This window comes from Sutcliffiella horikoshii (genome assembly GCF_019931755.1).
Lineage (GTDB): Bacteria > Bacillota > Bacilli > Bacillales > Bacillaceae_I > Sutcliffiella_A > Sutcliffiella_A horikoshii_E.
The window spans coordinates 3,427,817-3,442,276 of sequence record NZ_CP082918.1; the positions used below are offsets into that span (position 1 = coordinate 3,427,817).

The 14,460-nt window shown below is 42.5% G+C and carries 9 protein-coding genes, 22 tRNA genes and 1 rRNA gene; 3 read left to right on the forward strand and 29 right to left on the reverse strand.

Annotation, left to right across the window (positions count from 1 at the left end):
* The first annotated feature begins 82 nt into the window (after positions 1–82).
* Both K7887_RS17510 and K7887_RS17515 read left to right on the forward strand, forming a co-directional pair.
* Positions 83–1,021 carry a 1,4-dihydroxy-2-naphthoate polyprenyltransferase gene (locus K7887_RS17510; RefSeq protein ID WP_223490901.1) on the forward strand — a complete coding sequence of 313 codons (939 nt, stop codon included), beginning with the start codon at positions 83–85 and terminating at the stop codon, positions 1,019–1,021.
* Between the two features lie 111 nt (positions 1,022–1,132).
* Positions 1,133–1,876, forward strand: a complete 744-nt coding sequence (locus K7887_RS17515; protein WP_223490903.1) for a TraR/DksA C4-type zinc finger protein — start codon at positions 1,133–1,135, stop codon at positions 1,874–1,876.
* Between the two features lie 47 nt (positions 1,877–1,923).
* On the opposite strand, the gene K7887_RS17520 is transcribed toward K7887_RS17515, so the two are convergent.
* Positions 1,924–2,349: a DUF1801 domain-containing protein gene (locus K7887_RS17520; RefSeq protein WP_223490904.1), complete on the reverse strand. Its 426-nt coding sequence runs from the start codon at positions 2,347–2,349 to the stop codon at positions 1,924–1,926.
* A gap of 163 nt (positions 2,350–2,512) precedes the next feature.
* Here K7887_RS17520 and K7887_RS17525 point away from each other — a divergent pair, with 163 nt between their 5' ends.
* Positions 2,513–3,250 carry a lipase family protein gene (locus tag K7887_RS17525; protein WP_223490906.1) on the forward strand — a complete coding sequence of 246 codons (738 nt, stop codon included), beginning with the start codon at positions 2,513–2,515 and terminating at the stop codon, positions 3,248–3,250.
* Between the two features lie 444 nt (positions 3,251–3,694).
* Here K7887_RS17525 and K7887_RS17530 read toward each other — a convergent pair whose 3' ends face one another.
* From K7887_RS17530 to rrf, 28 genes are all read right to left on the reverse strand, one after another.
* A complete protein-coding gene (locus tag K7887_RS17530) occupies positions 3,695–6,100 on the reverse strand; it encodes a glycogen/starch/alpha-glucan phosphorylase (RefSeq protein ID WP_223490907.1) in 2,406 nt (801 codons plus the stop codon).
* A complete protein-coding gene (glgA, locus tag K7887_RS17535; RefSeq protein WP_223490909.1) occupies positions 6,090–7,541 on the reverse strand; it encodes a glycogen synthase GlgA in 1,452 nt (483 codons plus the stop codon). The genes K7887_RS17530 and glgA overlap by 11 nt, the downstream gene beginning before the upstream one ends.
* Positions 7,538–8,554 carry a GlgC family sugar phosphate nucleotidyltransferase gene (locus K7887_RS17540; RefSeq protein ID WP_223490910.1) on the reverse strand — a complete coding sequence of 339 codons (1,017 nt, stop codon included), beginning with the start codon at positions 8,552–8,554 and terminating at the stop codon, positions 7,538–7,540. Before K7887_RS17540 ends, glgA begins: the two co-directional genes overlap by 4 nt.
* A gap of 36 nt (positions 8,555–8,590) precedes the next feature.
* Positions 8,591–9,748, reverse strand: coding sequence for a glucose-1-phosphate adenylyltransferase (locus tag K7887_RS17545; protein WP_223490912.1), 1,158 nt, complete (start codon positions 9,746–9,748; stop codon positions 8,591–8,593).
* A 4-nt stretch (positions 9,749–9,752) separates the two neighbouring features.
* A complete protein-coding gene (gene glgB / locus K7887_RS17550) occupies positions 9,753–11,636 on the reverse strand; it encodes a 1,4-alpha-glucan branching enzyme (RefSeq protein ID WP_223493690.1) in 1,884 nt (627 codons plus the stop codon).
* Between the two features lie 539 nt (positions 11,637–12,175).
* A tRNA-Glu gene (locus K7887_RS17555) sits at positions 12,176–12,247 on the reverse strand.
* Positions 12,248–12,255: 8 nt separating this feature from the next.
* A tRNA-Ser gene (locus K7887_RS17560) sits at positions 12,256–12,346 on the reverse strand.
* Between the two features lie 5 nt (positions 12,347–12,351).
* Positions 12,352–12,426: transfer RNA gene (locus tag K7887_RS17565), tRNA-Asn, on the reverse strand.
* A 16-nt stretch (positions 12,427–12,442) separates the two neighbouring features.
* Positions 12,443–12,519: transfer RNA gene (locus tag K7887_RS17570), tRNA-Ile, on the reverse strand.
* 7 nt (positions 12,520–12,526) lie between these two features.
* A tRNA-Gly gene (locus K7887_RS17575) sits at positions 12,527–12,600 on the reverse strand.
* A gap of 7 nt (positions 12,601–12,607) precedes the next feature.
* A tRNA-His gene (locus tag K7887_RS17580) sits at positions 12,608–12,680 on the reverse strand.
* Between the two features lie 25 nt (positions 12,681–12,705).
* A tRNA-Thr gene (locus K7887_RS17585) sits at positions 12,706–12,781 on the reverse strand.
* A 27-nt stretch (positions 12,782–12,808) separates the two neighbouring features.
* Positions 12,809–12,881: transfer RNA gene (locus K7887_RS17590), tRNA-Phe, on the reverse strand.
* A gap of 17 nt (positions 12,882–12,898) precedes the next feature.
* Positions 12,899–12,974 (reverse strand) — tRNA-Asp (locus K7887_RS17595).
* 3 nt (positions 12,975–12,977) lie between these two features.
* A tRNA-Met gene (locus K7887_RS17600) sits at positions 12,978–13,054 on the reverse strand.
* 47 nt (positions 13,055–13,101) lie between these two features.
* Positions 13,102–13,194: transfer RNA gene (locus K7887_RS17605), tRNA-Ser, on the reverse strand.
* Between the two features lie 15 nt (positions 13,195–13,209).
* Positions 13,210–13,286: transfer RNA gene (locus K7887_RS17610), tRNA-Ile, on the reverse strand.
* A gap of 4 nt (positions 13,287–13,290) precedes the next feature.
* A tRNA-Met gene (locus K7887_RS17615) sits at positions 13,291–13,367 on the reverse strand.
* A 23-nt stretch (positions 13,368–13,390) separates the two neighbouring features.
* Positions 13,391–13,463 (reverse strand) — tRNA-Ala (locus K7887_RS17620).
* Positions 13,464–13,483: 20 nt separating this feature from the next.
* Positions 13,484–13,560: transfer RNA gene (locus K7887_RS17625), tRNA-Pro, on the reverse strand.
* Positions 13,561–13,564: 4 nt separating this feature from the next.
* Positions 13,565–13,641 (reverse strand) — tRNA-Arg (locus K7887_RS17630).
* Positions 13,642–13,678: 37 nt separating this feature from the next.
* Positions 13,679–13,767: transfer RNA gene (locus tag K7887_RS17635), tRNA-Leu, on the reverse strand.
* An 8-nt stretch (positions 13,768–13,775) separates the two neighbouring features.
* A tRNA-Gly gene (locus K7887_RS17640) sits at positions 13,776–13,850 on the reverse strand.
* A gap of 16 nt (positions 13,851–13,866) precedes the next feature.
* Positions 13,867–13,947: transfer RNA gene (locus tag K7887_RS17645), tRNA-Leu, on the reverse strand.
* An 8-nt stretch (positions 13,948–13,955) separates the two neighbouring features.
* A tRNA-Lys gene (locus K7887_RS17650) sits at positions 13,956–14,031 on the reverse strand.
* Between the two features lie 5 nt (positions 14,032–14,036).
* Positions 14,037–14,112 (reverse strand) — tRNA-Thr (locus K7887_RS17655).
* A 38-nt stretch (positions 14,113–14,150) separates the two neighbouring features.
* Positions 14,151–14,226, reverse strand: a tRNA-Val gene (locus tag K7887_RS17660).
* A gap of 8 nt (positions 14,227–14,234) precedes the next feature.
* Positions 14,235–14,351: ribosomal RNA gene (rrf, locus tag K7887_RS17665) — 5S ribosomal RNA — on the reverse strand.
* Positions 14,352–14,460: the final 109 nt, after the last annotated feature.

Genomic DNA, 14,460 nt, shown 5'->3' on the forward strand with positions numbered 1-14,460 from the left:
TCCCTTTACATACACTTATATTGTATTTATAATATATTGTTTTCGTTTTTTATTTCGCCATAATAGATGGAGGGGTCACATAATGCAACCTCAGACAATTCAAACAGAGACAAGCTTTCAAGCACCTACAAAAAAAAGATGGAAGGTGTGGTGGAATCTACTGCGTCCACATACTTTAACTGCTGCGTTTGTTCCTGTATTTATCGGGACAGCACTTGCTCTTTATGACACCAGCATTGACTGGCCTTTATTTTTCGCCATGTTATTGGCCAGCCTGTTAATTCAGGCAGCGACTAATATGATCAATGAGTATTACGATTATAAAAAGGGACTCGATAATGAAAATTCAGTGGGCATCGGCGGTGCCATCGTAAGGCACGGCGTAAAACCGTCCACTGTACTTCAACTGGCATTCGCGTTCTTCGGCATCGCTACATTACTTGGTGTGTATATTTGTATGAATAGCACATGGTGGTTGGCCGCCATCGGAACAGCCTGTATGGCAGCAGGGTATTTCTACACAGGAGGTCCCTACCCTATTGCATATACCCCATTTGGAGAAATTGTAGCAGGATTCTTTATGGGTTTTGTTATTATTCTAATTTCTTTCTACATCCAAACAGGTACCATTTCAGATACTGCGATGTTAATTTCCATCCCGATCTCCATTCTTGTCGGAGCTATTTTATTAGCAAATAACATTCGCGATATTGTGGGCGACAAAGAGAACGGCCGGAAAACAGTGGCGATTTTACTTGGCAGAAAGAATGCCATCCTGCTTTTAGCTGCCATGTTCATTGTGTCTTATGCACTTATTGTACTCTTTATTGCACTCGGTTACGCGTCATTTTGGTTATTATTAGTTTTCTTATCTGTTGCTAAACCACTTTCTGCGATCAAAGGCTTCACAAACAATAACAGCAATGTGACGATGATGCCGGCAATGGTGGCAACCGCAAAAACGAATACTATTTTCGGCTTTTTACTCGGAATCGGTCTTGTAATTGGTTACTTTGCATAATTTTTAAAAACTGACTCTCATGATGGAGTCAGTTTTTTTAATTGGCAATCATGATTTTTAGAATGAACGCTCATAATACAAATAGACAGGATTTGAAAGGAGTCTATCTGTATGCTATCCCCTGATAAAATAAATGTGTTACGACAACAACTAGAAGCTACAAAACAAACGCTTCAAGCACACTTGGACCAGAATGATCATTACCAGATGGAGCAGGAGCATCCATATGAAACAGTAAGTGAGCTCTCCGCTTACGATAACCATCCCGGTGACCTTGGAACCGAATTATACGAAAGAGAAAAAGACTTAGCATTAAATGAACATGCCGAAAAAGAAATGAAAGACATCAATCATGCACTTCAAGCCATGGCATCTGGCACGTATGGAGTTTGTGAGGTTTGTGGAAAAGAAATAGCCGAAGAGCGTCTGGATGCTATCCCGACCACCACTTATTGTAAAGAGCACAGTCCAGATCAGGTTGTTTCCCATGATCGACCTGTAGAAGAAAAAGTATTGATGCCTCCGTATGGGAGGTTTGAATACGATGAATCAGAAGGCGTGGCCTTTGACGCGGAAGACACATGGCAAATTGTTCAAAGATACGGTACATCAGAGAGTCCTTCCGACTTTTCAGATGATGTGGAGAATTATGACCGCACATATGTGGAAAGCGAAGAGAATGAAGGTTATGTAGAGGATTACGAAAATTTTGTAGGAACAGATATGTATGGTCAAAATGTTACTGTATATCCATCCATTAAACATGAGGCCTATGAAGATGCCCTTGATGAGGAAGGTATTATGACTTCCTTTGGTGACTTACATGGATATGAGAAAGATCCTTATACTGAATAACTAAAAAGGAAGCCTTAAAGCAATTTTGCAACTAGGCTTCCTTTTGTTTATTTAGACGGATACATGTCTTGCAAAAATGTCACAGACTGCTGGATTAACTCCTTTAATACCTCTACGTCAATATCTGCTACTTTATTTATGTATACACATGCCTTCCCTGTCGTATGCTTGCCGAAACGCTCCAACAATTCTTCCCTTTTTGAATCACCTGTTGCAAAATATAAGCTTATTTTCGCCTTTCTAGGGGAAAACCCGACAAGCATGAAATCTCCTTCATGGCCTGTAGGATATTTATAATGATAAGAACCAAATCCGATAATACTTGGTCCCCACATTTTCGCCTCATAACCCGTCGTTTCTGTGAAAATCTCTAACAATCGATAAGCATCCTCCCGCTTTTTTGGACTTTCCACCGTTTCAATAAATTCAATGACACTATTGTCCGTTTCCTTTGTTTTCAATTCATATCCCATATGGTATTTACTCCTCCTTTCTTAAAATATCATCCCTTATTAGTTCCACATTTCTACTTGTTTCCCCTTTCCCTTTTATCAAATAAGCACCACTTTATTGCCGAGTCCATACATTATCATAGGCCTTTATCACGATTTATCATAAAAGTGAGGGATATGATACATGTACACTAGAGATATTTTCTCCAAGGATTGGGCAGTATTCCTAGCAGAATGCTGTCAGTTCGCATATGATCAGTATCATCAAAATGGCATTTTTTCTATACCTAACGGCTTTAATTTGGTAAAAGAATTCAAAGGTGTATCTTTTCATAGCCTGGAATGGTTCGGATTTATTTTAGAATCAGAGGACGCGATTGTCGTCAGCTTCCGCGGAACCCAAACAGATCCTGACTGGATTTCTGATGCGGAAATCTTCCAGCAGCCTTTTCCTTATTGTGACACGGGTAACCAGCTCCTTGTACATGGTGGTTTCCTTTCGGTATATGAGTCAATGAGAGAAGAGTTATTGCAGTGCCTCCAGCAAGAGCTATCCGCTTCCAAGACATTATTCATCACCGGTCACAGCCTCGGAGGAGCACTGGCTGCCCTATTTTCACTAGATTGTGCTATCAATACAAAATTCACCTCGCTATATATGTATAGTTATGGTGCCCCGCGTGTAGGGAATGAAGCTTTTGCAAACCTGTACAACGAGTATGTCCCGGGTTCCATCCGCTTCGTCAACCTTGCCGATCTCGTCCCTTTTGTACCACCAACAAAAGTCGTAGCACCCATAAGCAAAAGAACATGGCACTACAAACACACCATGACCCCCTCACGCTTCCTACTAACAGAAGGCTCCATCATCAAAAACCACAGCATCGAAACATACATCAAAGCTATGAGGGAAAAGTTTTGAAGCGACAAAAAAACCGGGCAATAAATGCTCGGTCATTTTTCATTAGTATAGTTTATTGGTGAATGGCCGCTGTTCCTTTCCGCAAATGGCTCGCTTTCCGCGGGGCGACCTTGAGCCTTCTCGGGCTGCGCCCTGCGGGGTCTCAACATTGTCGCTACTCCCCCGCAGGAGTCTTCGCCATTTGCTCCAATCCACAGCTGAAAATTACGAGAACGATATGTTAGTGCTTTTTCAGTAAGTCAATTAAATTCTTTTTTACAAACCCTTAGGTGAACACAGTCACCTTGTTGATTGTAGTGGAAGGCGCGCAGACGCCCGCGGGAGGAAGGGACAGGTGAGACCCCGCAACGGAGTGAGGAGGCTCACGGACCGCCCGCAGGCAAGCGAAGCGCCTGGAACGGAAATCAACAGTTTTTATACTTTCTTACCTTGCCCCTCTTTCGGTCATCGTTTGCTGTAGCTTGGTTCTAGGCCCCAGATTTCGTTGGCGTATTGTCTGATGGTGCGGTCGCTTGAGAAGAAGCCTGAGTGAGCGATGTTTTTGGCGCTCATGGTTAGCCAGTGGTTTCGGTCACGATAGGCTGCATCCACACGCTCTTGTGCATCAATATAGGACGCAAAATCCTTCAAGACGAAATACTCATCGTTTTGCATAAGCAAGGAATCGTGAATTGGTTCAAAGTGGTCATCCACGTCCGGGAAGAATCCGTTGATAAGCTGTTCCAAAACCTGCTGGATCCGCTTATCATGATGGTAATACTCACTCGATCTATATCCACCATTTTGATAATAATTCAGGACCTGCTCTGCAGTAAGACCGAAAATGAACATGTTCTCTTCTCCGACCTCTTCTTTAATCTCGATGTTGGCACCGTCAAGCGTGCCAATCGTCAAGGCCCCATTCATCATGAACTTCATATTACCAGTACCTGAAGCTTCCTTACTGGCAGTGGAAATTTGTTCACTTACATCCGCTGCCGGGAAAATATCCTCAGCCAATGAAACTCGATAGTTTTCTAGAAAGATAACCTTTAAGCGTCCATTAATGGAAGGATCAGTATTCACCTTATCCGCGAGAGAGTTTATTAATTTGATTACTCTTTTAGCATAATAATAACCAGGGGAAGCTTTGGCTCCAAAAATAAAAGTCCTAGGATGTATATCAAAACTACTGTCCTCTTTTAATCGGTTATATAAGTACATAATATGAAAAACATTTAACAGTTGACGTTTGTAAGCATGCAGTCTTTTCACCTGTACATCAAAAATACTGTCAGAATCGATGACGATCCCTGTTTGTTTTCTAATACGTTCTCCAAGAATCTGCTTCCGTTCCCGTTTCACCTGGTCTAACTTCTCCAAAAAAGCGGAATCGTTTGCATATACATCAAGCTGTCGAAGTTGTGTCGTATCCTTCATCCACCCATAACCAATCGTATCCTGGATAAGTGATGTTAATTGTGGATTTGCTTTCAATAACCATCTGCGGTGGGTAATACCATTTGTTTTATTATTAAATTTATCAGGAAAAGCCTCATAAAATAAACGCATCTCTCGATTTTTTAATATCTCCGTGTGTATCTTTGCCACCCCGTTGACACTGAAGCTACCAACCACTGCAAGATGAGCCATCTTAACTAATCCATGCGCAAGGATTGCCATCTCTTCAATTCGACCCCATTGTCCAGGATACTTTTTCCATAAGTCTGCACAGAAGCGTTCATTGATCTCTTCTACAATCATATATATACGAGGCAGCAACGGCTGAAAAATATTGACCGGCCACTTTTCCAATGCTTCAGAAAGAGTTGTATGGTTGGTGTAAGAAATCGTATGAGAGGTGATTTCCCAAGCCTGTTCCCAGCTCATATCTTCTTCATCCAAAAGAACCCGCATCAGTTCCGGAATTGCCAGCACTGGATGGGTATCATTAATGTGAATGGTCACTTTTTTATGGAAATCTATCAGACTACCATTCTTCTTCCGATAAGACCGGATAATGCTTCCGATACTTGCCGCAACAAGGAAGTATTGTTGCTTTAAACGCAGTATCTTTCCTTCATCATGGGTATCATCCGGATAAAGAAATTCAGAAACTGCCTCTGTATCCCTTTTGTATTGCATGATATCCTTGTTTGTCGGAAAAGGAGCAGGCTCTGCACTCCAAAGCCTTAACATGTTGACCGTATCCGTTTGATATCCGACAACCGGCATATCATATGGAACCGCTGTGATTGCCTCTCCTTTTGCATGCCTGAACTTCTCTTTTCCATCTTCCTTATAAGACTCCACCTTGCCCCAGAAATTGATTTCTACAGCCTGGTCCGGCTTTCTCACTTCCCAAACGTTTCCGTGTCTAAGCCATTGCTCTGGCAGTTCCACTTGGTAGCCGTCCACAAATTTCTGGTCGAATAAACCATGTTTATAGCGAATACCACATCCATGACCAGGAAGGTCTAGAGAAGCAAGTGAATCTAAGAAACAGGCTGCAAGACGGCCAAGTCCACCATTCCCAAGACCTGCATCCGCTTCGATTTCCTCAATGGCTGAGAAATCAAGCCCCAGTTCTTTCAGGCCCTCTTCCACCACCTCTTGAATTCCAAGATTCAGAAGATTACTTCCCAATAATCTCCCCAATAAGAATTCGATAGAAAGATAGTACACTTGTTTTTCATCAGCAGCTCGATTTCGCTCGTTGGTGGCAATCCAGTTGGCGCTGATATATTCTCTTACCATGTTTCCGAGTGTATGATAATGATCTCTTGAGGTTGATTCCTGGAAGCTCTTTCCGTACATACTCTCCAATTTCCTTAAAAAAGCAGCCTTGAATTTTTCTTTATTAGAGAACATGCACTCCACTCCTAGCCATTAGTGTTGAATATAATTGATTGTATTTAAACGCGGATTTAGCCCAGCTATAATCCCGCTCCATTGCTTCTTTCATAATACCGTTCCAAACTTCTGGCTGCTCATACATGCTTATAGCACGCCTGATGGTATGAAGCATATCATGGGCGTTAAAATTGGTGAAGGAAAATCCGTTTCCTTCCAACGTCGTTTCGTCATAAGAATGAACCGTATCATTCAGTCCACCGGTTTCGCGTACAATCGGAATGGTGCCGTAGCGCAAGGCTATCAGCTGACCAAGTCCGCACGGTTCAAACTTTGACGGCATTAAAAACATATCTGCCCCTGCATAAATCTGATGAGCAAGCGGTTCATCAAAACCAATGAACGTCTTCACCTTTTCAGGATATCGATAAGCTAACTCCCGGAAATAATGTTCAAACTGAGGTTCACCTGTTCCAAGCACGACGATCTGTACATCCTCATTCAATACTTCATGCAGCACACATGTAACAAGGTCCAACCCTTTTTGCTTTGTCAACCTGCTTACCATAGCAATGATCGGTGTTTCCTCTTTTACAGGTAATCCGCATAGTTTTTGCAGGGCTGCTTTATTCAACTTTTTATTTCCCATTTTACTTACGGAATAATTTGCTTCAATGTACTCGTTCGTTTCAGGACTATACAAATCATCATCAATCCCGTTAATGATTCCTACTAACGCATCATTTCTATGACGGAGAACTCCATCCAGCTTTTCGCCGAAATAAGCGGTCTGAATCTCATCTTTATAAGTGGGACTTACCGTCGTAATATAACCGGATGATACCAATGCTGCCTTCATGAAATTCACATTCCCGTAAAACTCCAGCTCATCAGCATGGAAATGTTTACTGTCAATCCGCAACAAATCATGCAGGATACTTGGCGGAAACACACCTTGAAATTGAAGGTTATGGATCGTAAATACACTTTGAATATGCTCAAACCTTGGGTTCTGCTTGTATTCCCGCTCCAAGATAAAATTGACCATCCCTGTGTGCCAGTCATGACAGTGAATGACATCTGGAATAAAATCAATGGCTGTCATGCTTTCCAATACGGCACGACAGAAAAAGGAAAAGCGTTCCCCGTCATCAAAGTGACCGTACAGGGAATCGCGGTTAAAGTAGTATTCGTTATCGATAAAATAATAGGTTACATTATCATGTACCAATTTTTCGACACCACAGTATTGATGACGCCAGCCCACATCTACAAAAGTGGTCTGCACTCTTTTCATTTTGTTTTTAAACATTTCGGGGATTTGCCCATATTTCGGCAAAATAACCCGTACATCCGTTCCAAGTTTCTTTAACTCCTTAGGCAATGCACCCGCAACATCGCCTAAGCCTCCAGACTTCACAAACGGGACACATTCTGATACGACAAACAATACTTTCACGAATTCATCAGAGCTCCTTGTACCGATCCTTTTTTCACTAAATACGGGGAATCTGTTTTACCTGTTAAACTTGTACCGTCTTCTACCTTTACATCTTTGTCTAAGATGACGGAATCTAAAACACAATTCTCTCCAATAACACCTTTTTGCATGACAATACTGTTTTTGACTACCGTACCTTTCCCGATCTTGACACCGCGGAAAATAATACTGTTCTCCACATGCCCTTCAATGATGGCACCGTTTGCAATCATTGAATTCTTGACAAAGGCATCTTTGGAATAACTTGTTGGAGGCTCGTCTTTAACCTTCGTGAAGACAGGATGATCCTTCACAAACACCTGCTTCCAAACAACAGGATCCAACAGCTCCAAGCTATGCTCATAATAACTTTCCAGCGAATCAATCACTGCGGCATAATTGGTATATTCATAGTTACAAATTTTATATCCGCTTGTAATATCCTCTACCACATCCATGATACTTCTATACCCCGTTTGTTCATGATTCATGAATAATTTCACAAGCAGGTCCTTCTCCAGGACATACATATCCAACGTTTCATCTTCTTTTACCACATGGGTTATATCGCATCTGTTTTGGATATGGCGATCTAGAATCAATTTGTAATTCATATTGGATACGGTAAAACTATTTGCAATCACGACATATTTTTGATTGCTGCGCCCGAAAAAGTCCACATTTTCTTTGAAATGTTGGAACGAACCTGTGTTTTCATTCTCGGAACTTGGGAAAAAGAACAAGCCATCGCGTTTACGATCCAGATCCCACTGCTTCCCGGATCCCAGGTGATCCATCAGAGAGCGATACTGATAACGGGGGAAGATCGCGACATTTTGGATACCCGAATTGACCATGTTGGAAAGGACAAAATCAATCAGTCTATAGCGTCCCCCAAAAGGAACTGCTGCTATGGAACGCTTTAAAGTTAACTCCTGCATTTCTTCATTATGGATTGTTGCATCGATGATTCCTAACATTGATTTATTCATAAATGGACACCCTTCCTGTGTTTGATTTTCCGTCTTTTATCGGGTTGTAGAGAAAATCCCTTTATCCATCATTTCCTCTGTTACTAAAATAATCTCGTCTTCATTTTTCTCTGGACAGATGACAGCACCATCCGGAATTTTTATCCCTGAAGGAATGATTGCCTTGTTTACATAGACATTTTCACCAATGATGGCATCCGGCATGATTACTGAGTTTTGGATGACTGAATTTCTCCCCACATTCACACCTTGGAATAATACGGAGTGATCAATTTTCCCTTCAATGAAACATCCTTCATTAACAAGAGAGTCTTTCACGTCTGCATATGGTGCAATAAACTGAGGAGGCTGATTTGGATTTACAGAATAGATGCGCCAGTCATATTCAAAAAGATTCAATTCACAATCCTCTTTTAGCAAATCCATATTTGCTTCCCACAAGCTCTTTACAGTTCCAACATCCTTCCAATATCCCTTAAATGGATATGCTACCAATCTCTTATTCTCTTCCAATAACAAAGGAATGACATCCTTCCCAAAGTCATGGCTGGACTCAGGGTTTCTATCATCCATTTCCAGATATTCCTTTAAGACAGACCACTTGAAAATATAGATTCCCATGGAAGCCAGATTACTCTTTGGAAGCGCCGGCTTTTCATCAAACTCTACCACTTCAAGCTTCTCGTTCGTATTCATGATTCCGAATCTGCTTGCTTCTTCCCAAGGAACTTCCACAACTGAAATGGATACATCCGCATCCTTCTTAATATGGTAATCTAGCATTTCCTCGTAATTCATTTTGTAAATATGGTCTCCAGACAGGATAAGGACATATTCAGGATCATATTGAGTGAGATAGTTGATATTCTGGTAGATGGCACTTGCTGTCCCTGTATACCACTTCACACCAGAGGATTCCGTGTAAGGAGGCAATACCGTCACCCCTCCATTTTTCCGATCCAGATCCCACGTGCTGCCAATGCCGATATAAGAGTTTAATACTAATGGTTGATATTGGGTCAGGACTCCCACTGTAGTAATTCCTGAGTTTGTGCAGTTACTTAATGCAAAATCAATGATTCTATACTTTCCTCCAAAAGGAACAGCCGGCTTTGCCAACGTTTTTGTTAACGAACTGAGCCTGCTCCCTTTTCCCCCTGCCAATAACATTGCTACACATTTATTTTTCGCCATCGCGTTATCTCTCCCCTCTAATTTTCTTCGGACGCCATATACTTACACCAAATGATGCAACATTGACCATCATATGATAGTCCTTTCCGTGATATGCTCCCTCTTCGGCACTAACTTCCTGCTCATTTATCCGGCCGCTTCCACCGAATTCTTTTGCATCAGAACTAAAAACCTCTTCATATTCTGTAAAATAAGGCACACCTATTTTAAATCCTTCATAGGAAGCTCCTGTAAAATTACAAATCACTATTAGTGTATCTGCAGGTTTTTTTCCTTTTCGGATAAAAGAAAAGACACTTTGCTCTCGGTTATCTGCATCAATCCATTCAAAACCACTCGGATCATGGTCTAGTTCATACAAAGCTTTAAACTGCTGATAAAAAGCCAACAGTTCCTTGAAGTAATGATGCATCTGTTGATGGGATTCATACTGGTTCACTAAAAACCAATCCAACTGTTCAAGGTCCTTCCATTCATCAAACTGCCCAAACTCCCCGCCCATGTAGAGGAGCTTCTTTCCTGGGTGTGTCAAGAAGAAGCCGTACAGTAAACGTAATTGAGCAAACTTATCTTCATATTCACCAGGCATTTTGTTTAACAGCGACTTCTTGCCATGAACCACTTCATCATGGGAGAAAGGCAAAATGAAATTCTCGGAAAATGCATATACGATGGAGAAAGTCACTTTATCGTGTAGATGTTTTCTTTGCTCTGGAGTAGCCTCCATATATCGCAAAATGTCATTCATCCAACCCATATTCCACTTGTAATTGAATCCCAGTCCTCCACTTGAGGTTGGAGAGGTAACTAATGGCCAATCTGTTGAATCTTCCGCAATCATAAGTGCACTGTAATCTTGTTCAAATACCGCTTCATTCAGTTTTTGCAAAAATTGTTGTGCAAAGGGGTTCGCATGCTCTTCCTTCGAATTTGGCCAATAAAGCATGTTGGCCACCGCATCCACTCTAAAGCCATCAACATGGAAATATTCCATCCAGAACAATGCATTTGATATTAAAAAGCTCCTTACTTCAGGCTTTCCTAAATCAAAGTTCGCCGTTCCCCATACTTCATTCTCCCGGTCATGATAGTTCTTATATTCAAAGACGGGAGCCCCATCAAACATATATAACCCGTGGGCATCTTTACAGAAATGTCCCGGTACCCAGTCTAATATCACACCTATGTCCTCTTGATGACATGCATCAATAAACGCCATTAACTCTTTAGGATTTCCATATCTGCTTGTCGCAGCATAATACCCCGTACCTTGATAGCCCCATGAACGGTCATATGGATGCTCCACCAATGGCAGCAATTCTATATGCGTAAAACCATGCTCCTTAATATAAGGGATTAATTCCGTGATCAACTCTATATAGGAGTAAAGTTCTCCATCATTCTTTTTCTTCCATGAACCAAGGTGCAGTTCATAAATAAACATCGGTTTTTCATAAACCAATTTTCGTTTCTTTTTCCTGCGCCAGTTTTGATCCTTCCATTTGAACCCTTCTAAGTCATATACAATGGATGCTGTATTAGGTCTTACTTCTGCATGAAAAGCAAATGGATCCGCTTTATGTAATATTTCACCGGATTGTGTAACAATCTCGTATTTATATAAGTGTCCGGATAAGTCCTCATCTATTTGGATACTCCAAACACCTTCGTTATTTAATTTCTCTAGTGGATGCACCTCTCCATTCCACTCATTAAAAGAACCCATTACGCGCACCTTCTTGGCATTAGGGGCCCACACAGTGAACCTGGTTCCTAACACTTTCTTACGATGCCGTACTAAATGAGAGCCAAAAAGCTCATAACTTTTATACAATGTTCCCTCATGAAAAAGGTGCAGCTGAAAATCCGTCGCACTCGTAGCAATCAATTTTTTCACCCTTCCATCATTCCTTATAAAAAAGAATATTGTTATACACTACTATTCTCTTTTTTATAATATTCTCCTTTATCCGACAAGTCGAAATCGTATGACATAAATCAACAATATTTAATTTTACAGATTATTATGTAATAAATAAGCAATTTAAGGAAACCGTTTTCATTGTTGCTCTGCTTGAAATTGCGGTATAACAGCATTTTTGGAAGGGTTTACATTATGAGAAGTTTCGACTAAAAATTAGGAGGAGGAATGTTGTTTTTTGTCGAAAAGTTTTTCCGTTCAACATAGTCTACAAGCATAAATGTACACGCTTACAAGAATAGATTATTTTAATATAATAATTTTACTTTTCGAAATGGGGTTTTGTTTGTCTTGCAGAAGGGTATTGTATGAGTTGAGAATATCTTAATTTATTGTTAAGATGCAAACTTACTTTTTACTTGGAATAGAAATTTCGAGGCACTTTTCGAGAGAATTTTGGACAAATAAAAAAAGCCATAGTATTTATAAAATACCACAACTTTTGATGACCCGTACGGGATTCGAACCCGTGTTACCGCCGTGAAAGGGCGGTGTCTTAACCGCTTGACCAACGGGCCAGATAATCTGGCGGAGAAGGAGGGATTTGAACCCTCGCGCCGCTTACACGACCTACACCCTTAGCAGGGGCGCCTCTTCAGCCACTTGAGTACTTCCCCAGATATGGCTCCACCAGTAGGATTCGAACCTACGACCCTTCGGTTAACAGCCGAATGCTCTACCGCTGAGCTATGGTGGAACGGTACATAAAAAAATGGTGGGCCTAAGTGGACTCGAACCACCGACCTCACGCTTATCAGGCGTGCGCTCTAACCAGCTGAGCTATAGGCCCACAAAAATGGAGCGGGTGATGGGAATCGAACCCACGACATCAGCTTGGAAGGCTGAGGTTTTACCATTAAACTACACCCGCTAAAAAGGGCGACTGATGGGAATCGAACCCACGAATGCCTGAACCACAATCAGGTGCGTTAACCACTTCGCCACAACCGCCATAATAATATTTACTTAGTAAAGATGGTGCCGGCGATAGGAGTCGAACCCACGACCTACTGATTACAAGTCAGTTGCTCTACCAACTGAGCTACACCGGCATTAAAAGATCATTAGAAAAATCAAAGTGGCTCGGGACGGAATCGAACCGCCGACACATGGATTTTCAGTCCATTGCTCTACCAACTGAGCTACCGAGCCAAACTATTAGTTAAAAATGGCGGTCCCGACCGGGATCGAACCGGCGATCTCCTGCGTGACAGGCAGGCATGTTAACCGCTACACCACGGGACCATTTGGTTGCGGGGACAGGATTTGAACCTGCGACCTTCGGGTTATGAGCCCGACGAGCTACCGGACTGCTCCACCCCGCGACAATAAGATATAAGTCTCTATACTCACCATATCATTTAAAATAATATGGCGGAGGAAGAGGGATTCGAACCCCCGCGGGCTTTGACACCCCTGTCGGTTTTCAAGACCGATCCCTTCAGCCGGACTTGGGTATTCCTCCGCGTATAGAAAGAACTGGTGGACCTTGTAGGACTCGAACCTACGACCGGACGGTTATGAGCCGTCTGCTCTAACCAGCTGAGCTAAAGGTCCTTTTTGGTAGCGGCGGAGGGGATCGAACCCCCGACCTCACGGGTATGAACCGTACGCTCTAGCCAGCTGAGCTACACCGCCAAAAAGAAAATAAAGTATTAAAGTGGAGCCTAGCGGGATCGAACCGCTGACCTCCTGCGTGCAAAGCAGGCGCTCTCCCAGCTGAGCTAAGGCCCCAAATTCTAAAAGGGATTTAATGGTCGGGAAGACAGGATTTGAACCTGCGACCCCTTGGTCCCAAACCAAGTGCTCTACCAAGCTGAGCTACTCCCCGATAATGGCGCGCCCGAGAGGACTCGAACCCCTAACCTTTTGATCCGTAGTCAAACGCTCTATCCAATTGAGCTACGGGCGCATATAGATAATAGTTGTTTTACTGCTGTAAAAAACTCTGGTGCCGAGGACCGGAATCGAACCGGTACGGTAGTCACCTACCGCAGGATTTTAAGTCCTGTGCGTCTGCCAGTTCCGCCACCCCGGCAAGTCTGTTGGAGCGGAAGACGGGATTCGAACCCGCGACCCCCACCTTGGCAAGGTGGTGTTCTACCACTGAACTACTTCCGCTAATATAAAATTACAATGCGGGTGAAGGGACTCGAACCCCCACGTCAAAGACACTAGATCCTAAGTCTAGCGCGTCTGCCAATTCCGCCACACCCGCAAGATAAATGGTGTGCCATGAAGGACTCGAACCTTCGACCCTCTGATTAAAAGTCAGATGCTCTACCGACTGAGCTAATGGCACAAAAATGGTGCCGGCGATAGGAGTCGAACCCACGACCTACTGATTACAAGTCAGTTGCTCTACCAACTGAGCTACACCGGCATAATATTGATGGTTAATTCCACTAGGTGAAAAAATATTGGTGGAGGATGACGGGATCGAACCGCCGACCCTCTGCTTGTAAGGCAGATGCTCTCCCAGCTGAGCTAATCCTCCATATAAATGCCTGGCAACGTCCTACTCTCACAGGGGGAGATCCCCCAACTACCATCGGCGCTGAAGAGCTTAACTTCCGTGTTCGGTATGGGAACGGGTGTGACCTCTTCGCCATCATTACCAGACAAATTATATTATACAAAATTGAGAAAGAAAATCAAGATGTTTTTACATCTTTCGTGTTCCTTCAAAACTAGATAATGTGTTCATATCAAGAATTCATATCGTTCACTT

Excerpts from the sequence above, each read along its gene's own strand:
- K7887_RS17525 (WP_223490906.1), top strand. The coding sequence starts at position 2,513 with ATGTACACTAGAGATATTTTCTCCAAGGATTGGGCAGTATTCCTAGCA.
- K7887_RS17515 (WP_223490903.1), top strand. The coding sequence starts at position 1,133 with ATGCTATCCCCTGATAAAATAAATGTGTTACGACAACAACTAGAAGCT.
- K7887_RS17520 (WP_223490904.1), bottom strand. The coding sequence starts at position 2,349 with ATGGGATATGAATTGAAAACAAAGGAAACGGACAATAGTGTCATTGAA.
- K7887_RS17545 (WP_223490912.1), bottom strand. The coding sequence starts at position 9,748 with ATGGCGAAAAATAAATGTGTAGCAATGTTATTGGCAGGGGGAAAAGGG.
- K7887_RS17540 (WP_223490910.1), bottom strand. The coding sequence starts at position 8,554 with ATGAATAAATCAATGTTAGGAATCATCGATGCAACAATCCATAATGAA.
- K7887_RS17510 (WP_223490901.1), top strand. The coding sequence starts at position 83 with ATGCAACCTCAGACAATTCAAACAGAGACAAGCTTTCAAGCACCTACA.
- K7887_RS17530 (WP_223490907.1), bottom strand. The coding sequence starts at position 6,100 with ATGTTCTCTAATAAAGAAAAATTCAAGGCTGCTTTTTTAAGGAAATTG.